Origin of the sequence: Bacillus sp. FH (assembly GCF_052216825.1) — a bacterium.
GTDB lineage: Bacteria > Bacillota > Bacilli > Bacillales > Bacillaceae_G > Bacillus_A > Bacillus_A paranthracis.
Genome location: NZ_JBQOUU010000001.1, coordinates 477752 through 504201, shown reverse-complemented (window position 1 = coordinate 504201; position 26450 = coordinate 477752). Strand labels below are relative to the sequence as shown.

Below are 26450 nucleotides of genomic sequence, written 5' to 3'. Positions count from 1 at the left end.
TCGTAATTAGACTGGAATTTACATAAAAGCTTAGATGATGCAATTAGTTATTTCGGATAAACGTGATGTGATTTGTTAGGAGGTGAAGTTGAATGAGAAATGACTTAACATGGCCAGTACCGGATGAGCCAGTTTCAGCAGAATATATAAACATTGTGGGAAAAGAGATAGGGTGTATATTTCCAAGTGACTATGTAGAATGTGCTACAAATAATAATGGTTCAGCTATATTACCTTATAAATTTGAAATAGATACGATAACAAAGGTATTTGGAACTTTACTTTCTTATGATGTAGATAGTAGTGAATATATCGTTAAAGTATATAACCAGTATATTTCTACTCTGCCAAATGAATTGGTACCATTCGCATTTGATCCAGCAGGAAATTTAATTTGCTTTGATTATAAAAATCATAAAGAAGATCCAATTGTCGTCTTTTGGGAACATGAGGGGGCATGGGAAAAGGAAACATTGATGGAAAGTGAAGGGATTACGGCTGAGGAGGCAGAGGAAGTAGCGAGGGAAAATGTATTTTTTGTGGCTAATGATTTTACGGAGTTTTTAAATAAGTTACATGATTAATAATATTATTCATATGAAATGGTTCGTATAAATGTAAGCAGCAATAAAAGGAGAGAGAATGATGGACTTAGAGCATTTAAAAAAAGATATTTGGTATGGAGAAGTTTCTAATCATACAATTGAAACTCTTAAGTCTAACTTAAGGGATAGTGCAACAGAGAAAGAATCCTTTATTTTAATTAATGAATTGTTAAAGCTTGGTGATTTCTCTGTAAAGAGGTTACTAATCGAACTTATGAATAGTACTCGAGATGAGCTTATTTTGAATTTATGCACTAGACTATTTTGTTCAGCAGCTACTCACGATGATTTATTAGAAACGAATAATTTGAAATTCCTTTCAAGTGCTTCAGAGGATGGAGTTCATAATTTTGTAGTAAGTGCTGGTGAAACTCTTTCATATCATGTAGTACCATATCTTTTAGCATTACTAGAAGAGTGGGAAGATACCTTTGTTGAAAAAGCTATAAGAAATGAACTTTCATGGATGCTTGGAATTGAGGACGAGTATTATGAAGTATCGTTAGAAGAATTTAATGAAGCTTATTCTAAATTTATCGAAAATAACGATACGCAAGAATACTATTATCGTAATAGACTATCTTTTCCTGGAGATTTGGCAAAGGAGTTAGTTTCGGAAGTTATGAGTTCTTTAAGAGATAGAACTACTTATAATGTTGTTACTATACCTTCCGTTTCATCAATTTGGAGTGGAATCAAATGTCCTATTCAATACGATACGATAATAAAAAATGAAAAACATAGAGAGTTGATGTCATATATCGATGTTTTAACAAAGAAAGAATGGAAGATTGGTAAAAAGTATTTTTATGGACATGTAGTCGTATAAGAAAGCAATATACGAGTAAAATCGAATACAGAGTGTATGATATACAGGAGGATAAAATGATCTCACCACAAGATTTTTTAGTGAATTGGAATGAAGAAATATACGGTTTAATTCATTATAATGAAAAAATCATTCACTCGTTTTCCTTCTCGAAAGAAACGAAAGACTTCTTAATTAAAGCAGGTTTTCCCGAGTCTGCTCCTCCATTTCTTACATTTGAACCTGCGGATAACGGTGGCGGGATAAGGTTGAGCGAGATACAAAATGAATTAGGTACGATGTATGATAAGTTTATATACTTTGGATTTACTGGTAGTGGAAATCCAATCTGTATTGATGAATCTAAATCACAACTCGTATATATAGATTATGACAATGAAAATAAAGTCGTTCTTATAAATAGTACGATAGAGAAGTTTGCAGAATCTTTACTTGTCTATGTGGAATTTATAAAAGAAGTAAAGGCTGCCAATGGAAGAAAGGCTTATATTGAAAAAAATATACCTAAAGGTTTGGTGGAGTGGATTTCTAGTGCACTTCGAAAAATTGATGCAGCTGCTTTAACAGAAGGATGTTTTTGGACAGAGGAACTAGGGAGTTTTAGTGAATAAGTGTAGATAATACTAGATGGTATTTTTAGTGTGGGAAAAATAAAAATACATCTAGTAGCCCAATTAAATCTTAAAAGACATAAACACATCAAGAAGGTGAAAAAATGATATTACCAGAGGATTTTCGGGAGAAATGGGATGTTAATAAAGATGGCCCACTCATTACATTTCCTGAAAAAGAATTAATAAACAAAAACTTTTCAGCTGAAGTGAAACGATTTTTGTCTATAGGAGGCTTGCCAGAAACACCGCCACCATATTTAGAATTTACTTCATCTCAGTCTTTCGTAAGGTCTATTATAAATGTATTTCATATGCCAGAAGAGTTTCGAAAATATTGGTATTTAGGAACAACAAGTTCTGGAGATCCAATTTGTATAATTGAAAAACAAGAAAAAATAGTATTTCTAAATAATAGTGATGCGTATAAAGAAGTGTTTATGAATTCTTCTATACAACAATTTGCAGCATGTTTATTAGTATATTCAAAAATGATTGATAAGGCAGTAGAGATAAATGGTGAGGATGCCTTTATCGATAATAATATACCAGATTGTACAATAAGTTGGTTGAAGGAAGAAGTGAAAAAAATTGATGATAAGTGTATGGAAAAGGGTTCTTTTTGGTGTATGGAAATTGAGAGCTTATATGAATAATTAGAAGTGAAAGAAAAGAATAAATGGAGTACAAAGAAGAAAGTGACCGTATTTGGACTGATATTCTTTGTATTTATTGGATTATCTATTATCGAAGGGTATCAGAATAGTAAACTAGTTGAAGAAGGTACATCATTACATGCAGAAATTGTAGGTAGGCATGTAGAGAAGGAATTCATATTTACACACCCAACATTAGTAGTTGAGGTAGACGGTAAAAAGCATAATGTATGGGTAAGTGAAGAGACATATAACGGAGCAGAGTGGTTAGGTAGACTAAAAGTCATCAAAACAAAAGATGGTAAAATGGAGAAAGACCCTAGATATGAGGGTGAAGACTTAATCACGAGTTATTAAGGGACAAGATAAGGTTCCTATAGTGGTAGAAAGAAATGGTTCACTATTTGTTTTAAATAATGTAAGTGGAAAGAACGAATTCGAGGATTTCGAACGTGGTTGTTTATAGAGATTTCGAACAGTTTAAATGAGTTGATTTCTAGTTTGAGATTACAAAAATAGTAAAGTGAAGAATGTTTATATGAATTATAGACCGGCTAGAGGGGCGTGGAAAAGTGGAATATAGTGGAATGGCTTCAGTTTGGTTTGGAATTTCTAAATCACTCCAAAATCTTGAGGGGTATGTCGAAATAGATTACACGACAAATGGTGATTCAGTTCATTCAAAGTTTGGAACAAGCTTTGAATTCGGTTATTATGATGAAGATAATATTGAAATTTGTTTTTATGAGAATAATAAAAGGGACGTTGAACATATTTTAAGTGATTTTTCGTATAGTGAACGAATTATTCCTAAAATAAAAAAGCTAGTAAATGGAGATAGTTTAGCGAACGATATTAACTTTGCTATTGTTCTTTATGATTTTAAATATAATGAAGTGAAAAGAGAGGATATGTTTGATGGTTTAGAGGTTACATTTATTGGTTCTATGCCGTACAGGTAGTTTGCAGGGAGCTGCAAATTCATTTCATAAACACATGGATAAACCTTGTAAAGGAGGGATACAAATGCATGCTTTGCCAAATCGTTTAGAAGAAATCTTGGAAGAAGATATATATAAACGGGAAGATAAAGGTCAGGTGAATGAAGTAATAAATAGGTTAGGTGTAGAAGTGTCTAATACATTTAGAGAGTTTTATTATCGATTTGCAGGACCATTTTGGGAAGAGCATGTTCCTTATGAATTACTTGACATTATAGATGAAGAGAATAATATAGAATATTACACAATTATTGCTCGAAAGGAACATGGATTTCCTAATAAGTATTTAGTATTAACGGAAATGACAGCAAATGCTGCATTGGTCCTTCATAGTGTAACCGATAAAGTTTACTCAGTAAATTTTGAAGGTGGAGATGAATTACTTTTAAATGGAGAATTAAAGGAGAGTTGGCCAACGTTTTATATGTTTTTGAAAGAGTATTTCAAGTGTTAAGTGTTGATGGAAGTTAACAATTCAGTTTTTGGAGAGATTGAATATAATTATGCTTGGGCTAAGTGTATGCCTATAACTTTTATAGGCAATGTAACTGAGATTGATTTGATGATAGATGGTGAAGAAGATGGAGTGTTTGATGAAGGGCAGTATGTAGCGTATCAATCATTAATAAAAAATTGGGAAGAGGTACAAATAAGTTTACTACAGTCTATATTAGACTATTATAGACAAAGGCGATGTGAATTAGGATATGATATTGGAGTGCGAGAAAGTTATCCATTAGTTGAAACAACTGATCAAATGCTAGAGATGGTCAGTTTAGATGGTATTGTTGTTCCGTATGCACATATTACGGAAGGACGAGAGGTTGGAATTACATTTAATTGTACGTGGGATATAGAAAATGGTGTAGGAGTTCGTTTATTAAATGAAAAGGTAATGGAAGTAGGTTATCAGGATATTATTTTTTAATATAAGTTAAAAGTAAATGAGGGGATATATAACCTGAATGAAAAAGGTGTCAATCTTTATCAAATTGACACCCAGATACGAATCTGTTTAACATCTTACATACTTACGTTTGAAACCAAGTCTTCCTCTATCAAGTTCTTTCTGAATACTCTCTGTAGCATTTAACAAACTGCTTTTTTTCTTATCACGTTTGATTTCAACTATACCAACTTCTTTTGCAGTCTCGACTGCTTTTTCGTGTAGTGGTACATATGAAATTGCCACGGTGTTTAGGAAATTATTCATAGCGGATTTTGTTCGTTCTGGAGAATGATGAATTGTATCTTTCACCATTTCAAGCATATCGGAAATTTTACTTTCGGAAAATTCATTGTCTTTGCGATTTCCTAATAGCCAACAGTAGCAACTCCAGCCGGCAGACATTTTAAGCTCGTCCCCACTTGCGATCCATTTATCAGCAACGTCTTGCGCAATATTTGACTCCGATAAAGTTACTGCCACTACATAATCAGATAGCATATAAAAATATGCCCCGTCTATCCAGCGATCAAAATCAGACTCACTCATAGCTTTTGGATCCGCAATAATCCCTGCAAAATACATAGCATCGTAGTTGCCTGTGGCATACAGTTCTTCAGCTAACTCTTGGTTTACTTTTATTTTTTTAGCGATTGGTTTCATAGCGCCCGTAGCTACGCCAAAAACTGGCTCGTGGGCGCCGTTAGATATGTATATTTTTTTCGTTCGTTCCTTACCTAGAGCCTCAAGTTCTTGCATAACTGTTTTAAAATCCAAAGTTGTGCACTTCCTTCCTTCATGTAAGAGCCTTTTTAAGTCTTTCATATTTCTTATTTTAATACTAATTGTATTTAAGAGGTATGTCTACTTTCTAAAGGCATCGAAACTTGGTTTGATTTTTAGATGAACTACATTACACTTTAGTGTAAATAAAGAGCTAATTAAAAGAATGGTATAATATAGAAAAAGTAAGTGATGAAAATTAAATAGGGGGAATTTAATTGGAAATAAAATTGAATCGATTATATAGAGAGATAGCGGAAACGGTTCATGCCATGATTCCAGAAGAATGGGAGAAATTTTATTTTTACGCTCAAATATCAGAAGATGGAGGGGGAACTTACTTTTACTATAATACACTTGAAGATAGAGAAGATTTTAATTATAGTGTGAAAATCCCGTTTTACTTTGCTGTTGATAAAATAGAATTTAGAAGGAATAAAAGAAAGTTATTTGAATTGAGTGATGAATTAAGAAATGTTTTCAAAGATAATCAGCAAGAGCTTTGGTACTCTTTTACAATGTCTCTGGAACATAGTGGGGAATTTAACATGCATTTCGATTATACAAATTGGTTCGATACAGAATATAGTTTTAGTGATCAGATGATTATTTGGAAACATAAATACTTAGGTGAAGTACCAATTGATGAAAATGATAAAGAGCTAATTCATAAGTATGAAAATGAATTTCCGAATAATCCTATTTGACTGAAAGGAAAGAAGAAATAGTTTTTATAAAAATCTCGACTTTTAAAGTAGTCAGTAAGTTATAAAATTGGTTCTGCAAGATAAAGAATAAAGGAGAACTACAATGGAAGTACACGGAATGGTTTCAATATGGTTCGGTAATATGCAAACGCAAGATCAGTTGGATACATATATAGATGTTACGTATGATGAAGAAGGAGACGCTATACCAGCAAGATTTTTTGTTGATTTTAATATTGATATGATTTATGTAGATGAAGATTTTATTGAAAAGGAAGTGTTAGAAGAAGCGAGTGATGACATTTCTATGTTATTAACGGGATGTTCATATGATGATAAAATACTTTCTCGAATTAAGGAAGTAGTTAAATTAAATAAATCCTATAATGCTATCGTTTTAATTTATAATTTTCAATATGACAATTCAGTAAGTAATTGTGAAGGTTTTAATTTTGTAACTGCTACAAGTTATCTATAGATACAAGAAAATTGCAGTAGAATAAAAAATACATTTGTATAGTTTTTTCAATGAATTTTTAGTATGCATGTTATTTTTTAATAAATTTACAAACGGAATTTAAAGGTAAGTATGAGGAGTTGTTTATAAATGATAAAGAAATTTACTAGAGTAGTACTAACTACGGTGATGCCAATTGGTCTTATCATGGGTTGTGGGAACGTTGAAAAAACTAAAGCAGAAGAACCGAAAACGGCGGAGAAAAAGGACTATACGGATTACTCATATGGAAGTAAAGGTATAGTAGTAAGCGGCAAAGCGAAAGAACGTCAACAATACGAGGTTGGATATATGGATGATAACAAGTTAATTGGGATTGACGAAAATATTGAGGACTGTATAGTGTTAGATAATAAAGATGAAGCAGGTCTTGTTTGGAAGCAAATAGAGCGTGGATCGATTATTGAAGTGCAATATGGTAAGGACCGCAATGATATTGTAGGCGTACAATTAGTAGGAGATCGTGAGCCATACGAAATTAGTGATAAGTTTGATCGAAATACGATAAACGAGATTGTCGAAAATGTTAAAGGAAATTTGCAATAGATGTATTCCGCTAGTATAGGATTTCTTATCATGAAATTATGATCAACGGCATTTTTTATATGAAAATGCCGTTGATTCATTTTAAAAAGTACATGTTGTTCTATTGAAGAAAATGAGTAAAAGGTATCCTAATCTATTTTTTGAAAAGTAGTAGGTTATAAGGAGATAAGTGCTTTTGACGGCAATAGCAATTGGTTATAAAATAATGTCTGTTAAGGGATTTTCTAGAAAATATAATTCGCCTTCTGGGGATAAAATGAAAAGGTGGAATAAACATATTTTCATACATAGTAGATTCATAGTCTTTCACGAATGAGAAAATAAAGGGAGGTTGAGATATTTACACGGATAGTGTAGGTATCGATTACAGCAATGAATATGAGAAAACGAGTAATCGCACTATCAACAAGTCTAGTAATTTTAGGGAGTGCACCTTTATCAATATCAGCAGAAGAGATAAATAAATCTCATACTGACCAGCTTAGTATTGCACAAGGGGAGCGTAGAACGAACGTATTACGTTATTCTAATTTCAATCTAGAAACTCCAGATCACATGCAAATTAATGAAGCAGAAGTATCAGAGAATGAGGAAATTCTTCTAGAAGAATATAAACATAAACATGATGAAACAGAAGAGTTACATAAAATGAAAGAAGCGAAAAAAGGTCAAGTAGCAGAAGATGAAGCTATTTCAAACATTGAAAAGGCATTTGAACATGTAGACGGACGAAATGATGGTTCTACTCGCGAAATGAAGCCGGTTGAAAAACGGAGAGCTATTCAGTATAGCGCATCGATGACTACGAAGAAATATGGAACGCTTGCAGGTACTCCATTTGTAGAGTGGATTGTTCCAGCAGGAAACCCTGATATTCGCCCCGCTAATCCGATGAAAGCACGTTATATTACAATTCACGAAACTGCAAACACTGCCCGCGGTGCAAATGCTGAAAACCATGCGAAGTATTTATATAAACAAGCAACGGAAGGTACGTTCCGAACAGCTTCATGGCATTTTACTGTAGACGATAAACAAATTTATCAGCACTTACCAACAAATGAAAACGGTTGGCATGCAGGAGATGGCGATGGTTCCGGAAATAGAGAATCAATCGGTATCGAGATTGCGGTTAACCAAGATGGAGATTACAATAAAGCGCTAGAGAATGCAAAGAGACTTGCAGGTTATTTAATGAACAAAGAAGGTATTAGTGCGGACCACATTTATAGGCATCAACAATGGAGCGGGAAAAACTGTCCTGATATTTTAATTTCTCGTGGGAATTGGACTGGCTTCGTACAAGGTATTCAATGGTATGCAAATGTTAACGCACAAATTGATTCGCCTTTACAAGAAAGAAATGAGCTATTTGATTCCAATGAATATAATCCAGCTGAACCTAATATGGAGCTTGTAGTGAATGGTGATGGTATAAACGTACGTAGTGGTTCGGGACTTGAACATCATATCGTTCGTAAAGCTTCAAACGGAGATCGTTACAAAGTGTTAGCAGTTAAAAATGGTTGGTATAAAGTAGGTAACGATGAGTGGATTTTCTATAACCCAAGTTGGATTAAGATAAACTATAATGTGCCACATAAAGAAGTACAAAAACCAAAAGATGATATTACAGGTGGATGGTTTGAAGGGAACATTCGTAAGCTGAACAGCCTAGGAATTATGAACGGTGAAGGAAATGGTGTATTTGCGCCTTATCGTAATGTTACGAGAGCTGAGTTTGCAACATTAATCTCAAATGCTCTCAAGCTACCGGAAGGAAATAAGTCATTTGTAGATATTAACAAAGCGCATCCATCACTTCATAGCGGTATTAAACGTAGTGCAAGTGCGGGAATTATTAACGGTCGTGGCGGCGGGATTTTTGATCCTAATGCATCTATTACACGTGAAGAAGCATCGATCATGATTGACAACGCATTACAGTATAACGGTGTTACAGGTGAATTAGTTGCATTACCATTTACAGATCAACATCTAATCACATACAAACAACATGTTCAACGATTATACAGTTTAAAGGTAGTTACTGGTGTTGGAAATAATGAGTTTAATCCTAAAGGGACAGCAACTCGTGGTGAAGCAGCTGCCTTTTTAGTGAAGATGTTAGATGCAAGTCAAAAATAGAAAGAATGATAAAGGAGCTATCCAAAATGAGAATTTGGAACAGCTCCTTTTTATATAAGCCCTTATTAAGCCCCTTGCAAGCCCCTTATAAGCACCTACCAAGTAATAAATCACTAAGAAAAAACAAAACAAAAACAACTACAAAAACAAAAAAGCGCGAAAAAATAAAACCGTCGTTGTAGTAGTTAAAAAAGTTTGGAATTCAACTGCAAAAACCAATCCCTCACTCCTATATGTATATTGAAGGATTGAAATCTGCCTTTTTATAAGTGCGAGGGGGAGGTAAACATATGGCGGTGTACCGTAATGTGCAAGTGAACTTTTGGCAAGATGAATTCATATTAGATTTAACGCCAGAGGAGCGTTATTTTTACATATATTTGTTAACTGGTACGAAAACGAAGCAATGTGGAATTTACGTATTACCGAAACGTTTAGCAGAACTGGAAACAGGCTACAGTATGGAGACTGTTGAGAAGCTGTTAAATAGGTTTGTTGCATATGGGAAAATTTTATACGATGCGGAAACGAAAGAGTTATACATACTAAATTGGTTACACTATAACCCTATTTTAAATACGAATGTAGAAAAATGTGTGTTACGTGAGTTAAAGACTGTAAAAAATAAAGAATTCATACATATGTTTTTACGTAAATGTCTGGAAGAAGAATGGAAGATTCCATTGTTGTTGCAACATTTTAGTATGCCAGAGGAAGAGGATACTAGTAGTTTACAAGAAGTTGTTGAAAAAATAGAAGATATGGAAGTGGAAGAGGATACTCAACATAGTGAAGTTTACAAATTTTACGAACAAAATATAAGTAGTCTATCTCCATATATTGTGAAGGAATTGAAGGGGTGGATACGAAAAGTTTCAGGAAATACCGTACTAGAGGCACTTAAAATTGCGTTTGAACAGAATAAGCGAACGTTTGCTTATGTGAAGGGGATTTTGAGGAATTGGTGTAAGAAAGGACAGGGGAATTTAATTGAAGGAAAGGAAGGAGAAGTTTGTTTACATGATCCATAACATGGGAAAAGAAGGATTTTTCCTTTTCAAAAAGGTTCTTTCAAAATAGAAGCGAATAGTTTGAGAAAGGAGGGGTTATATGGAAGTTGTTATAAAGAAGAAACGAACTAGGGGTAAGAAAATTTTCATTTGGTCTAGTAGTACCGTTCTTTTATTAGTTATTTGTACAGCGATTTTTTTAAACATATATACGCTGAAATCTGTGCCAAAGATAGATGGAACGATAAAACTAGAGGATTTACAACGTGCTGTTACGGTAAAGCGAGATAGTAAAGGAGTACCACATATTAAAGCGGAAAATGCACATGATTTATATTTTTCGCAAGGGTATGTACAAGCGCAAGATCGATTATTTCAAATGGATTTAAGTAGAAGGCAGGCTTCTGGGATGTTAAGTGAAGTTGTGGGGGAAGCAGCTGTTGATCGAGATAAGTTGTTTCGAACGCTCGGTTTACGGCGAGCAGCCGAAGCGTCTGTTAGTCAATATGATGGGGAGGCGAAAGATGCTCTGCAGTCATTTGCTGATGGGGTGAACGCTTTTATACGCGAGGCAAAAGAGGAAAAGAAATTGCCGGTCGAGTTTACTATATTAGGCTATGAACCTGCTGAATGGTCTATTGTTGATACGTTAACAATTGGAAAGTATATGGCGTTTGATTTAGGTGGACATTGGCATGGACAGGCATTTCGATATTGGGCGCTGAAAAATTTGCCGAAAGAGCAAGCAAATGAGTTATTTCCTACATATCCGAAAGATGCGCCTAGATTGCTAGCTGAACTCGAGAATACAAATGTGAATGTTGCACAAAGTTTTGCAAAAGCAATCATTCCACCAGAGTTTAATGGTAGTAATAACTGGGTTATAAGCGGTGAGAAGAGTGCGTCTGGTAAGCCAATTTTAGCGGATGATCCTCATTTATCACTTGCGACACCTTCTATTTGGTATCAATCGAAACTTGAGATGAAAGATTTACATGTGAGTGGCGTTATTTTCGCTGGCGTACCCGGGGTTATATTAGGACACAATGACAAAATAGCATGGGGCGTTACGAATACAGGTCCTGATGTGCAAGATTTATATATTGAGAAGAGAAATCCTAATAATGAAAATGAATTTCTGTATAACGATAAGTGGGAAAAAGCTACCGTTGTGGATGAATCTATTAAAGTAAAAGGCGGAAAGACAATACCGTATAACGTTACCGTTACGAGGCATGGTCCAGTCATTTCAGAGTTTGCGGATAAGGGGAAGAAGAAAACGAAAACCGTATTCGCTTTGAAATGGACTGCTTTGGAGCCTTCCGCTGAATTAAAGGCTGTATTAAATATGAATAAGGCGAAAGACTGGAATGAGTTTGAAACGGCTCTTCAAGATTTCCATACCCCAACTCAAAACTTTGTATTTGCATCAAACGACGGCACAATTGCTTATAAAGCAAATGGAAATATACCAGTGCGTAAAAAAGGTGATGGTAGTTTACCTGTTCCAGGATGGACAGATGAATATGAATGGGAAGGGTATATTCCGTATGATCAGCTTCCAAAAGTAATCAATCCAAAACAAGGGTTTATTTCAACTGCGAATAATAAAATTGTAGATGATAATTATCCGTATCATATTAGTAATACGTGGGCGCAGCCATATAGGCAAATGCGTATTCAAGAGTTTTTACAAGAGAAGGAAAAATATACAGTGAAAGATTTAGAAAAATTACAGATGGATCAAAAAAATTTATACGGGAAAGAGTTTGCTCCTATATTTTTAAAAGAGTTAAATAAAGCATCTTTAAATGAAGTAGAGAAAGAGGGCGTAAAACAATTAACGAAGTGGAATTTTTACGATAGTAAAGATGAAGCGGCACCGTTACTATTCCATTTGTTAATGAAAGAGATTTCAAATACGTTATTTTCAAAAGAAATACCGAAAGATGTGATGGAGTTATTTGAAGGGAAGTCACAAGTTGTGGATGAATTGATTCGAAAAGAAGTAGCAGGAGAAAATAGCGCTTGGTTTAAGAAATACGGGGGCTTCACAAAAGTTGTGCATACATCGTACGAGAATGTAATGAAGAAATTACAGAAGGAATATGGACCCGATGTTACAGAGTGGAAGTGGGGCGATTACCATCAACTTGCTTTTACACATCCAATCTCAAAATCATCTAGTATGTTAGCGTTACTAGCATTTAATCGTGAGAAACCAGTTCCAATTGGCGGAAGTCAAGTTACCGTTCAAGCGGCGAGTTACGGAGATAACGGTATTGTCAATCACGGAGCTTCTTGGCGATTCGTTATTGATACGAAAGATATGTCAAACGGTTATCATATTGTAGGACCAGGACAATCAGGACATTTTAGAAGTGATTGGTATCATGATCAAATAGATGATTGGGTAAATGGCACGTATCATACGACCACATTGAATACGGAGGGGATAGAAGGGAAGGTGTTAAATTTGGAGCCGAAGTGATAGAGTGTTTTTGTTTGTGGAGAGGACTAGTAATAATCTTTTTGATAATGAAATCTTATCATTTAGAACATAACCCAGTTCTTAAATCATTTTAACAGCCAGCCTACTATCATTTAATTGGATAGTAGGCTGTTTCCATCTTCGAAATACGCTGTAGCAACCTCTTTAGGATTACGATTATTTCTACATGCTGCAAGTACTGTAACTAATAAAGCCATTACAACTATTAACATGATCATTCCAGTTTTAAGGGAAATTAGTTAACAAAGACCAGATATTATTTGCAACAGAACTGTTCCTCTGTACCCCTTGTTTCATCATTTTTCTAGGCCATTCAACTTGACAAATGTTTTTTTATCAAACTACAATGAAAATCATTATCAATAATATAGGGAGGATATTTTTGTCAATAAATGAAAAACAATATATTTATAGGTTAATAACTAGATGTTGTTAAGTCGTATGTACTATTTTTAGTTTAGCGTTGCCCAGAATGTACACCAATTAATCTCACGAATTACAAGAAAACTATAATTGAAATGAGGCTTGCATTGTGAAGTTGGACGTGAATGAGTTAGCAGAGTATCTTGCCAATACTCCTTTCCGAGTAGAAGGAGTATATCGTTATGCTAAAAATCCAGGTGTGCCTTGTGCTGAGTCTACAGATTCTTTCCCAGGATTTGTATTTCCACTTACAGGGAAGACGCAATTTCAATTTAATGGTACGCCGTATATCCTTTCCCCAGGAAAAGTTATACATGGGGGTGCAAAAATGACATTAGCCCATAAAATGCTTGGTGAAATAAACTGGGAATATATTCTTGTTTTATATCGGATAAGCAATTCAGAACGAGAAGACTCTGGCTTTACTCATCAGCATTTTGAATTGTTAACAGGACAATCTCCTCGTCTTGTCGAATTACTTATGCGTCTTTGGGATGTGTATAATCAGCGAGGAGGCATTTCGATGTTTCAGACTGAAATGCTGTTTCGCGAAGCGTTGAATGAAGCTTTATTAAGTGTTGTCAATAGAGAAAACAACTATGAATCGCATACTTTATTCGAACGAATATCTAGTTATGTCCATAAATACTATTATAAAGATATTACAATAAATACGCTTACAGAACAAAATAATGTTAATCGAAATCGTCTTTCTTACGTGTTTAGAAAGCATGCAGGTATGGGGCCAGCAGAATATTTATTGAACTATCGTATAAAGATGGCTCAAAAAATGTTATGTACAAGTGGTGTGCCTGTACAACAAATTGCGCAGGCTGTTGGAATCGCAGACCCTTTTTATTTTAGTAGAGTTTTCAAGAAGCGAGTTGGCATTTCGCCTACTAAATATCGCGAGAAGTTCATCAATAATCCATACTAATGTCAACAGAGGTCCATTCTTATTTGAAAATCATTGTTCTATACTTATGGAGAGTTAAAGGAAACATTAGATTGAAAGTACTTTCATTGAAATCACTCCTTTGTACTATCTGAATGAAAAGTTCTGGCCTGAGCATTTTCTTTTTAAGCGTAATAACGACTTTTTTACTTAGATTACTGTAATATAGTGGAAGTTGAAAATGAGGAGGGATCATTATCCATTACCAACCTATTAAACTAAATGACGAGTTATCTAAAATTAACGATTATTGGTATCCACAAGTGATTAGTGAAATGAATGACGATCAAATTCAGCTTTTTAAAGCTAATGGAGATTTTATATGGCATGAGCATCCTAATACAGATAAGCTATTTATTGTGCTTGAAGGGGAGATGTTCATCGATTTTCGTGATGGACAGGTGAAAATTTCTAAAGGAGAGATGTTTATTGTCCCGAGGGGCGTTGAGCATAAACCGTTCACTGAAAAGGAATCCCACATTATGTTGGTAGAGCCTAAAAGGGAAATGGATTGATAAGCGTAAAAAGATAAAAAAGGAGCGGAAATCCGTTCCTTTTTTATTTATCTTACTATTTTTGGAAACTTAATGTGAATAAAATGTGAATAAGGGATGAATAGCATTTTTATCAATAAAAATTTATTGGTTTTTTTGTGGAATATATATGAAACGTTGTATAAAATAATCAAGAAAGCCAAAAATTACAGGGGGAAAGTTGTGAAGAAAAATAAGAGTTTAATAAGTTTTTTAGGAGTGTTTATTATGCTGTTTTCTTTTTGTTTTCAAGGAAATGTACAGGCAGATGTAAATACTGTTCAATCTGGAAAAATTAAATCAGGAAATGTAACGGTATGGGAAGTTGGAAATGTAGCGAAAGTGTTAGCTGATGTAGAGCGCTTAAATTTAAATACAGTAAATGTACCAATTCAGGTAGATATTCCGAATGTGACTTCTACGAACATGGTAATTAATCAAGCGCAAAAGCAACAGGCTATTATTTTAATTCAAGAATTATTAAAGCGTAATATTCAAGTTATAGTAGAACCGTTCCCATATATTCAGCAAGGAAATGTTGGAGAAACGGAATGGAATCCAATTAATATTAATGATTTCTTCTGGAATTGGAAAACGGTTATTTTGCAAGACATCTTTAACTCGATTACAAGTAAATACAATGTGTACGGGCTCAAGATTGCTTCTAATTTCGTGAATATGGAATATGCAGAAGGATATTGGAGCGATACGATTGATTTTGTTCGCCAGCAGTATAAAGGAAATGTTTTGTATCAAATGAATTGGTGGTTAACAGCAAGCTGGGATCCTTCATATGAAGCGAAGTTTGTTGAGAAAATAAATCGTCCGTATTTAAAGAAGGTAGACATTGTTAGTATCGATAGTTGGTTTGAAGTTTCGGAAAAAAGAAATCCATCATACGAAGAAGTGAAGCAAAGTTTATTTGCGACGACAGTGTATAACCGTGGACAAAATGTTGTTCAACAACTAGAACAATTACATAAAGCAACAGGAAAACCGGTTTATTTTGGCGGATTTAACGTTCCAGCGCGTGAACTAGGCTTGCAAAATCCGTGGAATCCAGATGTTTCTAATGTGTTTTCAAAAGACGTACAATTAAACGGATGGCGCGCTTACCGTGACGTATTAGAACCAAAGCCATATTTTAAAGGTTTTTCAATTTGGTTTATTGGTTCTAATGATAGTACGCATGCGTATCAAATACATAGTCAAGAAACGGCGGCAGTTATTAACGGCTGGTACCGAAAATAATTTTTATAAAATAGGTAAGTTTTAAAGTTTGGCACATATATTTCTAGTGAAAGGCCTTTCACCATCTTATCACCTAGGGGGCAATCATAATGAAATTTTTGTCTTACCTTACAGTAATTTTGGTGATTCTTGGCGGTTTGAATTGGTTATTTGTAGCGTTAGATTACAATGTAGTTGAGAAATGGTTTGGTTCTATGCCGGCGCTTGTGGACACTATTTATTGGCTCATTGGTCTTTCTGCAATTTATCAAATTTTTGATCGGTTCTTTACGGACAATTAGCAATTATACTTTATTACTAGAGTGTTAAGTACGATTATGTACTTAACACTTTTTTATGTGTTTATAAAAACATTGGCACTTGCAAGCGATTCCATTGCGTCTTACGCCGTAATAATAGAAAACAAATTGACCGTGTCTTGTATTGTGGGTTATAATTCAGAAAGTTTAAAAAATACCAAAATGAGAAATAGGGAGGTCATCCGGGTGATGGAAAGAGTGTATAATTTTTCAGCAGGACCATCAATACTCCCTTTGCCAGTTTTAGAGAAAGTGCAAAAGGAGCTAGTAAATTATAACGGGACAGGCATGTCTATTATGGAAATGAGTCATCGATCTTCTTATTTTCAAAGTATTATAGAGGAAGCGAGTAGCTTACTTCGTGAATTAATGAACATTCCTGATGAGTATGAAGTATTGTTTTTACAAGGCGGTGCGTCATTACAATTTTCTATGATACCGCTGAATGTAATGAATACGTATAAAAAAGCAGGATATATATTGACTGGCTCATGGTCTAAAAAGGCGATGCAAGAAGCTGAAAAAGTAGGAGAAGTGCAAGTGATTGCTTCTTCTGAAAATGAGAAGTTTACTACAATTCCTAAACTGGATGGTTTACTAGGCGATGAAAAACTAGATTATGTACATATTACAACGAACAATACAATTGAGGGAACGAAGTATGTGGACATTCCACATGTAGATAAAGTACCGCTCGTTGCGGATATGTCCTCAAATATTTTATCAGAACGATATGATGTTTCGAAGTTTGGTCTTATATATGCGGGAGCGCAAAAGAATTTAGGGCCAGCAGGCTTAACGATTGCAATTATAAAAAGAGATTTAATTGGGGGAGCAGATCGCTCTTGTCCTACGATGTTAAACTATGAAACTTACAGTAAAAATAACTCCTTATATAATACACCGCCGTCCTTTAGTATTTACGTAACGAAACTTGTACTAGAGTGGCTGAAAGAGCAAGGTGGAGTATCTGCGATTGAAGAACAAAATAAAATAAAATCTTCACTTCTTTACAATTTCTTAGATGAATCAAAATTGTTTACTTCACCAGTTGATCCTACGTATCGATCACTTATGAACATTCCGTTTACAACACCGTCAGAAGAGCTGAACAGTGAGTTTTTACAAAAAGCGAAAGAACGAGGACTTGTTACACTAAAAGGACATCGTTCAGTCGGTGGTATGCGCGCAAGTATTTACAATGCGATGCCAGCACACGGCGTACAGCAATTAGTAAATTATATGAAGGAATTTGAGCTTGAGAATAGATAGGGAGATGGGGATATGTTTCGTGTTCAAACGTTAAATCAAATTGCAGAAAAAGGTTTGCAAGTGCTTAGCGGAGAGCGCTATGAAGTAGGGGAGAGAATGGACCACCCAGACGGTATTTTACTTCGCAGCTATTCTTTACATCAAGAAGAGTTTTCAAAAGATTTAAAGGCGATTGCCAGAGCTGGTGCTGGTGTAAATAATATTCCTGTCGAGCGATGTACAGAAAAAGGGATTGTAGTCTTTAATACGCCAGGGGCAAATGCTAATGCAGTAAAGGAACTCATTATCGCCAGTCTTATTATGTCTTCACGCAACATTATTAACGGAGTAAGCTGGACGAAAAATTTAGAAGGTGAAGAAGTACCGCAGCTTGTTGAATCAGGAAAAAAACAATTTGTTGGATCTGAAATTGCGGGAAAACGTCTAGGAGTTATCGGGCTTGGTGCAATAGGTGCTTTAGTTGCGAACGATGCGTTAGCTTTAGGGATGGACGTTGTCGGATATGACCCTTACATTTCAGTTGAAACAGCTTGGCGCCTTTCTACACATGTGCAAAGAGCATTTAGTTTAGATGAAATTTTTGCAACGTGTGATTATATTACACTGCATATTCCTCTTACGAATCAAACGAAGGGGATTATTGGTGAACACGCTGTAGAGAAGATGAAAAAAGGGATGCGTCTATTCAATTTTTCTAGAGGTGAACTTGTAGATGAAAAGGTTCTTCAAAAAGCGTTAGAAGAAGATGTTATTGCACATTACGTAACGGACTTCCCAAATGAAAATGTGATAAAGATGAAAAATGTAACTGCGACGCCTCACCTTGGTGCATCTACGTCTGAATCAGAAGAAAATTGTGCAGTCATGGCAGCGCGTCAATTACGTGAATATTTAGAGACAGGAAATATTCGTAACTCAGTCAACTATCCAAACGTAGAATTGCCGTATATCGGAAAGAAACGTATTACAATCATGCATCAAAACGTTCCGAACATGGTAGGACAAATTACAGGATGTTTAGCAGAACATCATATAAATATTGCGGATATGATTAATCGTAGTAAACATTCTTGGGCGTACACGATGATTGATATTGATAACGGAATTGATGATATAATAAAAGAGAACATTGTGGAAAATATAAGCAAAATTACAGGTGTTGTAGCCGTTCGAATGATTGTGTAAAGGAGAGAGGAACTTGGCAAAAATCCGACCGTTTCGGGCCATTCGTCCAGTAGAAGAAAAAGCAGCGGAAGTGGCAGCTTTACCGTATGACGTTTTAAATAGTGAAGAGGCAAGAGAGGTTGTAAAAGGGAATCCGTATTCTTTCTTACACGTTGATAAAGCAGAAATTGATTTAGACCCAGCGCTTTCACCGTACGATGATCGCGTATATGAAAAAGCGGGTGAAAATTTAAATCGATTGATACGAGAAGAAGTGTTCATTCAAGACGAAGAGCCAGCACTATATATTTATGAACTGACGATGCAAGGTAGAAAGCAGTCCGGTCTTGTCGTTTGTACGTCTATTGATGAGTATGAAGACGATACAATTAAAAAACATGAAAGAACGCGTCATGAAAAAGAACTAGATCGTATTCGTCACGTAGATGTATGTGACGCAAATACAGGTCCTATCTTTTTAACGTATCGTACAAAAGAAGAAGTGAAACGTTTCATCGCAAGCTGGAAAGAAGAACATGCGCCAATCTATACATTTACAGCAGAAGACGGCGTTAGGCATGTTGCTTGGAAAATAACAGATGAAGAAGTAATTGCAGGCCTAGTGAACGTATTTGAAGACATTCCTAATCTTTACATTGCAGATGGACATCACCGCTCCGCATCAGCTGCAAAAGTAGGGCTTATGCGAAGAGAACAATATCCGAATTACACAGGAGAAGAAGAGTTTAATTTCTTCCTATCAGTTTTATTCCCTCATGATGAATTATCAATTTGGGACTATAACCGAGTTGTGAAAGATTTAAATGGCTTGTCAGAGGAGCAGTTTTTAAATCAAATTACGCAGTACTTTTATGTAGAAGAAGCATCTGTTTCTCCGTATAAACCAAATGAACCAAAAACATTTGGCATGTATGTGAATGAGAAGTGGTATAAGCTCACAGTGAAAGAGGAAACGTTTGATGCGAATGATCTTGTGAAAGGTTTAGATGTATCTATTTTGCAAGATCACTTATTAAGCCAAGTACTTGAAATACATGATCCGCGATCTGATTCACGTATCGACTTTGTCGGAGGAATCCGCGGATTAGAAGAACTAGAACGCCTTGTAAATAGCGGCGAGTATAAAGCGGCGTTCTCACTATATCCGACATCAATGGAATCTTTATTAGCAATCGCAGACGCTGGAGAAGTTATGCCGCCAAAATCAACGTGGTTTGAACCGAAACTGCGTAGTGGGTTATTTGTACATTCTTTAAAATAATGATAGACTTCATTAGTTTGAAAAACCGAAATGATTTTAGTTTCGGTTTTTCTTATTTTAAAAGAGTTAAGGACATTCCTAGTATTACAAGAAATGTCCTTTCCACTAATTTATAGGATGTTTTGCTGAAATTCAAACTCTAAAATTAGTTTACTAGTTTGACCTGCAAACTGATAATGATAGGATCCTCTCAGGTTTTCTAAGTTACCGGTAGCTTTAATAATTGTTCCTGGAGAATCTAAATTTCCTTTATCAAATATTCCTTGCTCTATAGCTGTAAATGTTCCTTGTTGCCCTTTATAAATTCCTTCAAAGTGTAAAAAACCAGAAATTTTAGCAGTAGCCAAGTGACCATCATTTATATTTGAGTCTAAATAATATAATAAGTATTCAACAAAAGCTTTTCCTTTTAATTCCCCATCAATATCATATTCAACATGGGCAATATTAATAGGGAAATCTTTTTTTGTATCATCAATTGGTTTTTCATCCCATTTACTTACTGTAAATGTTACTTCCATACACGTAATCTCCCTCCAATTATATACTTTTAAAAAGTATCCGTTCACATTCATATCTCATAGGAGTGATTTTATTCATTCCACGCCACTTTCTAAAATAGAGAACGATCCATTTCCACAATCAATTTCTGCCATTGCGCCGTATGGTAAAATAAACTTCGGTTCAGTATGGCCAAAATTTAAATTATAAAGAATCTGCAAATCTTCTAAGTTATATTCTCTCATAACTTTCAGTATTTCATCTTTATATTCTTCATAGTATTGTTCATCTTTCGGTTTACCGAAAATGATACCTTTTGCTTTTTGCAGAATGCCTTGCGCTGCATAATTTCGTAACCAATACTTTATATAACTTGGTTCTGGATGATCTTCAGAAGTTTCAAAGAAGAGAATACTATCCTCCCAATGTTTTTTCTCAGGCCAAAGTTCCGTTCCTTTTGCAAATTCTAGTACTTCAATGCAACCACCAATTAAACGCCCTTGTACAGTAGTAGAGCCTTGAAGTAACTCATACCCGTTGTTTTGCTGCATCGTCCGTCTTGTATCCTTATTTATTTCGATCCATTCTAAACGCTCACTCGTCCATTCAGGAGCTGGTTGAATTTCGCCAATCACTTCATTGGAAAAGAGAGTTCGATTTACCATTTCAACCGTATATGGATCCATCTCTACATTTTCAGCAAAGTCGGTCAAAATTGCCGGACCGTATAAAGAGGAAAGACCTGCTTTATGACAAAATAAATGTGAAATAGTAACGTCAGAGTATCCCATAAAAATTTTCGGGTTTTCACGTATTACATTAAAATCTATATAGGGAAGTAGGCGAATGCTATCTTGACCGCCAATATTCGCAATAATTGCTTTCACGCGCGTATCTTTAAATGCTGTCATTAAATCTTCCGCACGAGCTTGTGGGTTGTTATAAATGAATTCGCTACCTTTTAAACTATTTGGCATGGGAACAACCGTAAGACCGAAAACTTCTTCTAACCTCTTTACCCCTTGCTCATATCGCCATCTTATTTCAGGATCACCTGCGCCTCCCCATGAAGGGCTTACTGTTGCCACGATATCACCTGGCTGTAATCTGTTTGGTTTTATTAACATGTTAACTCCGCTCCTACATAATGTAATAGACTACGATTATACGTAACATTGAAAAATATGATGCATGACATTAGTTTCTTCATCATCAATCTGTTTACCTGCTGTGATGCAAGAATTTAGCAGTAGTGCTGAATATAGGAATAATCGATCTATATTTAAAAAGTACAGTATGCATCATTGTATAAGAAAGATGGTTGATATTTTCTACAATCTGTAACTGTAATGATTATAAGTTGGCCGTATTCAATCCGAAAAATAAAATTATCATGAATGGAGAGGTTACAGCTTTTCCTGAACAAGAAAGCTATCGTCTTTAGGCACTTGAGATGAAAGTGGGATTGGATCCGGAGTGTCACTAAAAATCGTAACGTTCGTGGTACTTTAAGTGTCTGAAGTATAGGGAGTTTCTTCGTTTTTTTTGTTGGGGTTTTTAGGGGAGTATTCTTTAATTATTAGATAGAGAGATAAAATAAAATACACCTAGTTAATAGGTGTATTTTTTAGAATTGAAAACCACATAACATCGAATGGTTTTCTTGTAAACATATAGGAACAGTAGTATAGATTGTTTTTAATTTTGTTAACTTACCAACCTGTACCATGTTCAGAATTAGCAGGAGCACCGCCAGTATTGCCATGAGCTTCAAATTTTGGAGCAGGGAAATGTGTATGTCCTTCTTGTTTAGGAGCCCCACCAGTGTCACCAATGTTTAATGCAGGAGCCCAAGTATCCGCATGTGAATCTAATTTTGAGCTTAAATCAGCATGTGTCTCTTGTTTAGGAGCAGGGAAATGTTCGTGCCCCTCAAGCTTCGGAGTCGGCGTATCACCAACATTTAAAGCAGGAGCGCCAGTATTACCATGCGCTTCTAACGTAGGAGCAAAGAAGTCAGCGTGACTCTCTTGTTTAGGAGCCATTCCTTCTCCATGAGTATTTGTATAAGAAGGAGCCCAAGTATCTCCTATATTGTATGATGAAATAGGAGGTCTGCCATGATCATAAGCAGGAGCGCCACCGCCATCTCCAATGCTTACTGATTTCGGAGCAGGAGTATCCCCAACATTGAAAGCAGGAGCGCCACCGTAGTCACCATGATTTTCTAATTTCGGAGCAAAAGTTTCACCGTGCTCAGCTTTTACAACGCCGCCATCCCCAATATTTACACCAAAAAGACCAAAGCTAAACACTGATAACCCTACAACAGCTGTACTAATTTTTCTTTTCAATCTATCTCTCTCCTTTTTATTGTTTTATTTCATTTTGTCTAAACGTGGTAGATAAAATGAAACGAATCGTAAAAAATTCCAAATATATTACGATATACGAATAATTCTGTGTAATATTTTGTAAAACCTCCTTGGAATTTGAATTTTGTGAAAATAAAATTCGACATGGTTAATTATTCAACTAGTTGAATAAATTTTGATTGAGTTTTTATAAAGGTATTCGCTAACCTTAGGACTGAAAGTAGTTCTTAATTTCTTTATACCGTGGTCATAAGATTATTTTAGCTTTGAATTAAATTAAAGCCCTCTTACTGTATATTTAAAAATCACAGTATGCAACATTGCATAAGAAAGAGGGTTGCTATTTTCTATAACCTGTAACTATAATAGTTACAGGTTGGTCGTATCCAATCAAATATAAAATCATCATGAATGGAGATGTTTCATAATGGGTATGAAAAAATTAATTTTAGCAGGTGCTTTAGGAATCGCAGCATTATCAGGAACAAATTTACCAGGACTAGAAGTAACAACAGCGAGTGCAGCTTCTATTGAATCGAATTTCTCGACGTTAGAAGGACGAGTAGTAGAAGTAGATAACGGTGTAATTGTCGTAAAATCTAAGCAATACGAAGAACCTGTTAGTGTATACATGGATACTTTCTCAAATGTGAAAGTAGGAGATGAGGTTAAAGCTACTGGATCTATGATGCGTAATTTTACAGAATATATGGTTGCAACTGCAATTGAAAATACAACAAACAAGTTAGGCATGCACATGAAAGAAGATGGCTCACCTGATTATGTAATTGGTGAAGTATCAAAAGTAGGAACAGACGGTGCTACTAAATATGTCGTAGTGGGGTATCCATCGTTAAACGGGAAGAAAGATATTATTGATGTTTTCTTAACAAAGGGACAAGTATTTCATGTGGGTGAGAAAGTGAAAATTGATATGAATTATGTGGGCTGGGGTGGAAGTTCTATTAATTGGAACACAGTTGATCATATCGAAAAAGTGCATGAAGTAAAAAACAACGTTGAAAATAATGACGATGTTTGGATTTGGTCTTAATTAGATTTCTGTAAATAATAAATGGATTATTCAGTACCTAGCAAATGGTCATACACATGACCATTTGCTAGGTACTTTTTTGTTTTGTATTTTTTGAGAATAAGGTATTCCTGACTAGAATATGATGTTTAAATCGGAGTAAATTTTAAAAATACAATAATGAAAGAGGTGTTTATATATGGAGCGAGATGAGAATTATTTACGAGCTAAAAAAAGAGTGGAGAATTTAAAAGCGTTTTATATTCATTTAGCATTATATATACTAGTTAACTTAATGCTTTTTTTTATAAATATAAGCTCTGATTCAAGTAAATTATGGTTTTTATATCCACTTGCAGGCTGGGGGATTGGTATCGTTATACATGGTTTGACAACTTTTCCATTCGGGATATTCGGAAAAGAGTGGGAAGAACGAAAGATTAAAGAATATATGGAGAAAGATAAGTAAATTTATTTTGGAATGTATGAATATAAATCTCTACAATCAAACGCTTAATGCGAAGCCTATTCTATAGCTTCGCCTATTTGTTTTGTACTCGAAGTTCATGCGAGTACGTGTTCCTATTCGGTTTTTAGCATGAATAACATGTGAAATCAAAACTTTACTTGTAGTACATAATAAATACAGTTGTTACCCCTTTTAAAATTACATGTGGATATAGAATAAAGTTGATTTATCATCCTATATGAAAATAAAAATAAACCACTGTTCGATTTGAATATTCCACGATATAATGGTGAGAGTTTATGACAGAATAAATATTTACATAAGAAGTGAGGTACTGTATGAAAAAAAGAACGACAGACATTATTTTTATTATTATCGGTGCATTTCTTTTTGCGTTAGGTGTCAATTTGTTTGTTATCCCGAACGAGTTTGGTGAGGGCGGGGTAACAGGTATTACGATTATTACGTACTACTTATTTGAGTGGTCACCAGGTTTAGTCAACTTAATTTTAAATGCGATCTTATTAATAGTCGGCTATAAATTTTTGAATAAAATCACAACGATTTATACGATTATCGCTGTAGTTACGAACTCGCTATTTCTTCATTTAACAGAAGGATGGACGATTGCTTCGGATGAAATGCTCGTAAATGCCATTTTCGGTGGAATATTTATCGGGTGCGGGATTGGTCTCATCATTCGCGTTGGTGGAACGACAGCAGGTACTACCATCTTAGCACGGATGACGCATAAATATTTAGGATGGAGCATTAGCTATGGTCTACTGTTCTTCGATTTAATCGTTGCGTTTTCATCTTATTTCATCATTGGTGCAGAAAAACTGATGCTGACAATTATTATGTTATATGTAGGAACGAAAGTAATGGAATTTGTAATTGAAGGTTTAAATCCGAAAAAGGCCATTACGATTATTTCGGATAAACCAGATGAAATTGCAGGGAAGGTAACAACCTTAATGGGCAGAGGAGTTACCGTGTATTCAGGTCATGGCTATTACACGAAAACGCCGAAGGACATTCTTTACGTTGTTATTAATAAGCAAGAAGTAGTGAAGCTAAAGAGGATTGTTCAAACTACAGATCCAGCTGCGTTCATTGCTATACATGATGTTCGTGACGTATTCGGAGAAGGATTTGTTGATATTTCGAAAGCTTAGAAATTATTTTTGCTTAAAATAATCTTAATACTAAAACGTGAGAATCTATTTTGAATAATCTTTTTTCAAAATAGATTCTTTTTTAATTAAACGCCATTCACTTTTAGTTCAACCTTTTGCGTTCTAATGGAAACAGCCGATAAAGCGCTCCAGTCTGTTTTTTAATTTTGAAATGTGAGAGTTGAATTACAATGGATTATATGTGATTGTTTAATCTACTCCCCATGAGTTCCGCCATTTGTTTTGCATCTGGATTTTCTTCATCGTACAATTTTTCAATAATATTAATATAATCCGTCTCATTTCGATTTTGACTTAATTTATATGCAGCCTGAATGTCTCCTACTTTAATTTTAAACCCAACTATGCCCTTCAGTTCATTTTCTAAGAGAGTGGGGGAAAGTTTATCCCATAATACTGGATTTTCACGATGCTCTTCATATTTTTTCAGCATTGTGGTTAATTCATCTATTAATTCATCTATTAATTCCTCTTTATGTAAAATACTTGCTTTACCATATATATGGACGGCTTGATAATTCCATGTTGGAACTTCTTCATTTTCATACCAAGAAGAAGAGATATAAGAGTGCGGTCCCTGAAACATTACAAGAACATTCTCACAGGTTTCAAATGTTCTCCACTGGGGGTTCCCATAAGCCATATGTCCGGTAATAAAATAGTCATCACCTTTTTTAGTTAATCCAAAGGGCAAATGAGTTGCGATTGGTTTCTCTTTTTTTGTTGTGACGATTGTTCCAAAAGAGTTTTTTTGAACAAAATCCCAAATTTCATCAACATTTGTGACTTTAAAATACTTTGGAATATACATAATAGCCCACCT

The 26450-nt window shown here is 34.9% G+C and carries 28 protein-coding genes and 2 pseudogenes; 25 read left to right on the top strand and 5 right to left on the bottom strand.

Annotation, left to right across the window (positions count from 1 at the left end):
• Positions 1–92 precede the first annotated feature (92 nt).
• The 9 genes and pseudogenes from ACTT1L_RS02680 to ACTT1L_RS02640 all read left to right on the top strand — a co-directional run bounded on the left by ACTT1L_RS02680 (position 93) and on the right by ACTT1L_RS02640 (position 4630).
• Positions 93–584 (top strand): SMI1/KNR4 family protein, encoded by a 492-nt coding sequence (locus ACTT1L_RS02680; protein ID WP_071743229.1) that lies wholly within the window; start codon positions 93–95, stop codon positions 582–584.
• Between the two features lie 61 nt (positions 585–645).
• Positions 646–1434 (top strand): Imm47 family immunity protein, encoded by a 789-nt coding sequence (imm47, locus tag ACTT1L_RS02675; protein WP_442821780.1) that lies wholly within the window; start codon positions 646–648, stop codon positions 1432–1434.
• Between the two features lie 56 nt (positions 1435–1490).
• Positions 1491–2045, top strand: coding sequence for an SUKH-4 family immunity protein (locus ACTT1L_RS02670; RefSeq protein ID WP_001989090.1), 555 nt, complete (start codon positions 1491–1493; stop codon positions 2043–2045).
• Between the two features lie 104 nt (positions 2046–2149).
• The gene (locus ACTT1L_RS02665) at positions 2150–2701 is read left to right on the top strand and encodes an SUKH-4 family immunity protein (RefSeq protein WP_078384800.1); all 552 of its coding nucleotides are present in this window, start codon (positions 2150–2152) and stop codon (positions 2699–2701) included.
• Positions 2702–2704: 3 nt separating this feature from the next.
• Positions 2705–3058: pseudogene (locus ACTT1L_RS02660) on the top strand (hypothetical protein); the annotation flags it as partial.
• A gap of 7 nt (positions 3059–3065) precedes the next feature.
• Positions 3066–3220 (top strand): annotated as a pseudogene (locus tag ACTT1L_RS02655) (SecY-interacting protein Syd); the annotation flags it as partial.
• 53 nt (positions 3221–3273) lie between these two features.
• A complete protein-coding gene (locus tag ACTT1L_RS02650) occupies positions 3274–3663 on the top strand; it encodes an immunity 22 family protein (protein ID WP_239534369.1) in 390 nt (129 codons plus the stop codon).
• Between the two features lie 64 nt (positions 3664–3727).
• On the top strand, positions 3728–4156 hold the full coding sequence (locus tag ACTT1L_RS02645; RefSeq protein ID WP_442821779.1) for an SMI1/KNR4 family protein: 429 nt from the start codon (positions 3728–3730) through the stop codon (positions 4154–4156).
• Between the two features lie 6 nt (positions 4157–4162).
• Positions 4163–4630, top strand: coding sequence for a DUF6985 domain-containing protein (locus ACTT1L_RS02640; protein WP_076875119.1), 468 nt, complete (start codon positions 4163–4165; stop codon positions 4628–4630).
• An 87-nt stretch (positions 4631–4717) separates the two neighbouring features.
• Here the strand turns inward: ACTT1L_RS02640 and ACTT1L_RS02635 are convergent, their stop codons facing one another.
• Positions 4718–5425 (bottom strand): DNA alkylation repair protein, encoded by a 708-nt coding sequence (locus ACTT1L_RS02635; protein ID WP_000346328.1) that lies wholly within the window; start codon positions 5423–5425, stop codon positions 4718–4720.
• A gap of 224 nt (positions 5426–5649) precedes the next feature.
• On the opposite strand from ACTT1L_RS02635, the gene ACTT1L_RS02630 reads away from it, so the two are divergent.
• From ACTT1L_RS02630 to ACTT1L_RS02570, 13 genes are all read left to right on the top strand, one after another.
• Positions 5650–6138, top strand: a complete 489-nt coding sequence (locus ACTT1L_RS02630; RefSeq protein WP_076873571.1) for an antitoxin YezG family protein — start codon at positions 5650–5652, stop codon at positions 6136–6138.
• Between the two features lie 103 nt (positions 6139–6241).
• On the top strand, positions 6242–6616 hold the full coding sequence (locus ACTT1L_RS02625; RefSeq protein ID WP_442821778.1) for an immunity 22 family protein: 375 nt from the start codon (positions 6242–6244) through the stop codon (positions 6614–6616).
• Between the two features lie 129 nt (positions 6617–6745).
• Positions 6746–7201: a hypothetical protein gene (locus ACTT1L_RS02620; RefSeq protein WP_000591651.1), complete on the top strand. Its 456-nt coding sequence runs from the start codon at positions 6746–6748 to the stop codon at positions 7199–7201.
• Between the two features lie 372 nt (positions 7202–7573).
• Positions 7574–9349 carry an S-layer homology domain-containing protein gene (locus ACTT1L_RS02615; protein WP_061130600.1) on the top strand — a complete coding sequence of 592 codons (1776 nt, stop codon included), beginning with the start codon at positions 7574–7576 and terminating at the stop codon, positions 9347–9349.
• Between the two features lie 290 nt (positions 9350–9639).
• Complete coding sequence (locus tag ACTT1L_RS02610) at positions 9640–10380, top strand: DnaD domain-containing protein (RefSeq protein WP_061130601.1); 741 nt, start codon at positions 9640–9642, stop codon at positions 10378–10380.
• A gap of 79 nt (positions 10381–10459) precedes the next feature.
• Positions 10460–12850 (top strand): penicillin acylase family protein, encoded by a 2391-nt coding sequence (locus ACTT1L_RS02605; RefSeq protein ID WP_076867733.1) that lies wholly within the window; start codon positions 10460–10462, stop codon positions 12848–12850.
• A 553-nt stretch (positions 12851–13403) separates the two neighbouring features.
• Entirely contained in the window at positions 13404–14231 is an 828-nt protein-coding gene (locus ACTT1L_RS02600) for a helix-turn-helix transcriptional regulator (protein ID WP_000762809.1), read from the top strand.
• Between the two features lie 293 nt (positions 14232–14524).
• On the top strand, positions 14525–14764 hold the full coding sequence (locus ACTT1L_RS02595) for a cupin domain-containing protein (RefSeq protein ID WP_000997182.1): 240 nt from the start codon (positions 14525–14527) through the stop codon (positions 14762–14764).
• A 201-nt stretch (positions 14765–14965) separates the two neighbouring features.
• Complete coding sequence (locus ACTT1L_RS02590; protein WP_140394940.1) at positions 14966–16033, top strand: glycoside hydrolase family 113; 1068 nt, start codon at positions 14966–14968, stop codon at positions 16031–16033.
• An 89-nt stretch (positions 16034–16122) separates the two neighbouring features.
• Positions 16123–16314: a DUF378 domain-containing protein gene (locus ACTT1L_RS02585; protein WP_000670803.1), complete on the top strand. Its 192-nt coding sequence runs from the start codon at positions 16123–16125 to the stop codon at positions 16312–16314.
• Positions 16315–16521: 207 nt separating this feature from the next.
• Positions 16522–17604, top strand: a complete 1083-nt coding sequence (gene serC / locus ACTT1L_RS02580; RefSeq protein WP_061130605.1) for a 3-phosphoserine/phosphohydroxythreonine transaminase — start codon at positions 16522–16524, stop codon at positions 17602–17604.
• A gap of 12 nt (positions 17605–17616) precedes the next feature.
• On the top strand, positions 17617–18789 hold the full coding sequence (locus ACTT1L_RS02575; RefSeq protein ID WP_000490260.1) for a 3-phosphoglycerate dehydrogenase family protein: 1173 nt from the start codon (positions 17617–17619) through the stop codon (positions 18787–18789).
• 13 nt (positions 18790–18802) lie between these two features.
• The gene (locus ACTT1L_RS02570; RefSeq protein WP_061130606.1) at positions 18803–20050 is read left to right on the top strand and encodes a DUF1015 domain-containing protein; all 1248 of its coding nucleotides are present in this window, start codon (positions 18803–18805) and stop codon (positions 20048–20050) included.
• Positions 20051–20160: 110 nt separating this feature from the next.
• On the opposite strand, the gene ACTT1L_RS02565 is transcribed toward ACTT1L_RS02570, so the two are convergent.
• The 3 genes from ACTT1L_RS02565 to ACTT1L_RS02555 all read right to left on the bottom strand — a co-directional run bounded on the left by ACTT1L_RS02565 (position 20161) and on the right by ACTT1L_RS02555 (position 22905).
• The gene (locus ACTT1L_RS02565) at positions 20161–20571 is read right to left on the bottom strand and encodes a DUF3224 domain-containing protein (protein WP_000454098.1); all 411 of its coding nucleotides are present in this window, start codon (positions 20569–20571) and stop codon (positions 20161–20163) included.
• Between the two features lie 75 nt (positions 20572–20646).
• The gene (locus tag ACTT1L_RS02560) at positions 20647–21678 is read right to left on the bottom strand and encodes a S66 family peptidase (RefSeq protein ID WP_442821777.1); all 1032 of its coding nucleotides are present in this window, start codon (positions 21676–21678) and stop codon (positions 20647–20649) included.
• A 585-nt stretch (positions 21679–22263) separates the two neighbouring features.
• Positions 22264–22905, bottom strand: a complete 642-nt coding sequence (locus ACTT1L_RS02555; RefSeq protein WP_000823366.1) for a hypothetical protein — start codon at positions 22903–22905, stop codon at positions 22264–22266.
• A gap of 448 nt (positions 22906–23353) precedes the next feature.
• Between ACTT1L_RS02555 and ACTT1L_RS02550 the strand changes: the two genes are divergently transcribed.
• The 3 genes from ACTT1L_RS02550 to ACTT1L_RS02540 all read left to right on the top strand — a co-directional run bounded on the left by ACTT1L_RS02550 (position 23354) and on the right by ACTT1L_RS02540 (position 25606).
• Entirely contained in the window at positions 23354–23980 is a 627-nt protein-coding gene (locus tag ACTT1L_RS02550) for a F0F1 ATP synthase subunit alpha (protein ID WP_000525529.1), read from the top strand.
• A gap of 178 nt (positions 23981–24158) precedes the next feature.
• Entirely contained in the window at positions 24159–24428 is a 270-nt protein-coding gene (locus ACTT1L_RS02545; RefSeq protein WP_000438991.1) for a 2TM domain-containing protein, read from the top strand.
• Between the two features lie 338 nt (positions 24429–24766).
• On the top strand, positions 24767–25606 hold the full coding sequence (locus ACTT1L_RS02540) for a YitT family protein (RefSeq protein ID WP_000747496.1): 840 nt from the start codon (positions 24767–24769) through the stop codon (positions 25604–25606).
• Positions 25607–25802: 196 nt separating this feature from the next.
• On the opposite strand, the gene paiB is transcribed toward ACTT1L_RS02540, so the two are convergent.
• A complete protein-coding gene (paiB, locus tag ACTT1L_RS02535) occupies positions 25803–26438 on the bottom strand; it encodes a protease synthase/sporulation negative transcriptional regulator PaiB (RefSeq protein ID WP_442821776.1) in 636 nt (211 codons plus the stop codon).
• Positions 26439–26450: the final 12 nt, after the last annotated feature.

Excerpts from the sequence above, each read along its gene's own strand:
- ACTT1L_RS02610 (WP_061130601.1), top strand. The coding sequence starts at position 9,640 with ATGGCGGTGTACCGTAATGTGCAAGTGAACTTTTGGCAAGATGAATTC.
- imm47 (WP_442821780.1), top strand. The coding sequence starts at position 646 with ATGGACTTAGAGCATTTAAAAAAAGATATTTGGTATGGAGAAGTTTCT.
- ACTT1L_RS02565 (WP_000454098.1), bottom strand. The coding sequence starts at position 20,571 with ATGGAAGTAACATTTACAGTAAGTAAATGGGATGAAAAACCAATTGAT.
- ACTT1L_RS02640 (WP_076875119.1), top strand. The coding sequence starts at position 4,163 with ATGGAAGTTAACAATTCAGTTTTTGGAGAGATTGAATATAATTATGCT.
- ACTT1L_RS02585 (WP_000670803.1), top strand. The coding sequence starts at position 16,123 with ATGAAATTTTTGTCTTACCTTACAGTAATTTTGGTGATTCTTGGCGGT.
- ACTT1L_RS02680 (WP_071743229.1), top strand. The coding sequence starts at position 93 with ATGAGAAATGACTTAACATGGCCAGTACCGGATGAGCCAGTTTCAGCA.
- ACTT1L_RS02560 (WP_442821777.1), bottom strand. The coding sequence starts at position 21,678 with ATGTTAATAAAACCAAACAGATTACAGCCAGGTGATATCGTGGCAACA.
- ACTT1L_RS02620 (WP_000591651.1), top strand. The coding sequence starts at position 6,746 with ATGATAAAGAAATTTACTAGAGTAGTACTAACTACGGTGATGCCAATT.
- ACTT1L_RS02550 (WP_000525529.1), top strand. The coding sequence starts at position 23,354 with ATGGGTATGAAAAAATTAATTTTAGCAGGTGCTTTAGGAATCGCAGCA.
- ACTT1L_RS02540 (WP_000747496.1), top strand. The coding sequence starts at position 24,767 with ATGAAAAAAAGAACGACAGACATTATTTTTATTATTATCGGTGCATTT.
- ACTT1L_RS02625 (WP_442821778.1), top strand. The coding sequence starts at position 6,242 with ATGGAAGTACACGGAATGGTTTCAATATGGTTCGGTAATATGCAAACG.
- paiB (WP_442821776.1), bottom strand. The coding sequence starts at position 26,438 with ATGTATATTCCAAAGTATTTTAAAGTCACAAATGTTGATGAAATTTGG.
- ACTT1L_RS02575 (WP_000490260.1), top strand. The coding sequence starts at position 17,617 with ATGTTTCGTGTTCAAACGTTAAATCAAATTGCAGAAAAAGGTTTGCAA.
- ACTT1L_RS02645 (WP_442821779.1), top strand. The coding sequence starts at position 3,728 with ATGCATGCTTTGCCAAATCGTTTAGAAGAAATCTTGGAAGAAGATATA.
- ACTT1L_RS02665 (WP_078384800.1), top strand. The coding sequence starts at position 2,150 with ATGATATTACCAGAGGATTTTCGGGAGAAATGGGATGTTAATAAAGAT.
- serC (WP_061130605.1), top strand. The coding sequence starts at position 16,522 with ATGGAAAGAGTGTATAATTTTTCAGCAGGACCATCAATACTCCCTTTG.
- ACTT1L_RS02595 (WP_000997182.1), top strand. The coding sequence starts at position 14,525 with ATGAATGACGATCAAATTCAGCTTTTTAAAGCTAATGGAGATTTTATA.
- ACTT1L_RS02545 (WP_000438991.1), top strand. The coding sequence starts at position 24,159 with ATGGAGCGAGATGAGAATTATTTACGAGCTAAAAAAAGAGTGGAGAAT.
- ACTT1L_RS02605 (WP_076867733.1), top strand. The coding sequence starts at position 10,460 with ATGGAAGTTGTTATAAAGAAGAAACGAACTAGGGGTAAGAAAATTTTC.
- ACTT1L_RS02615 (WP_061130600.1), top strand. The coding sequence starts at position 7,574 with ATGAATATGAGAAAACGAGTAATCGCACTATCAACAAGTCTAGTAATT.
- ACTT1L_RS02670 (WP_001989090.1), top strand. The coding sequence starts at position 1,491 with ATGATCTCACCACAAGATTTTTTAGTGAATTGGAATGAAGAAATATAC.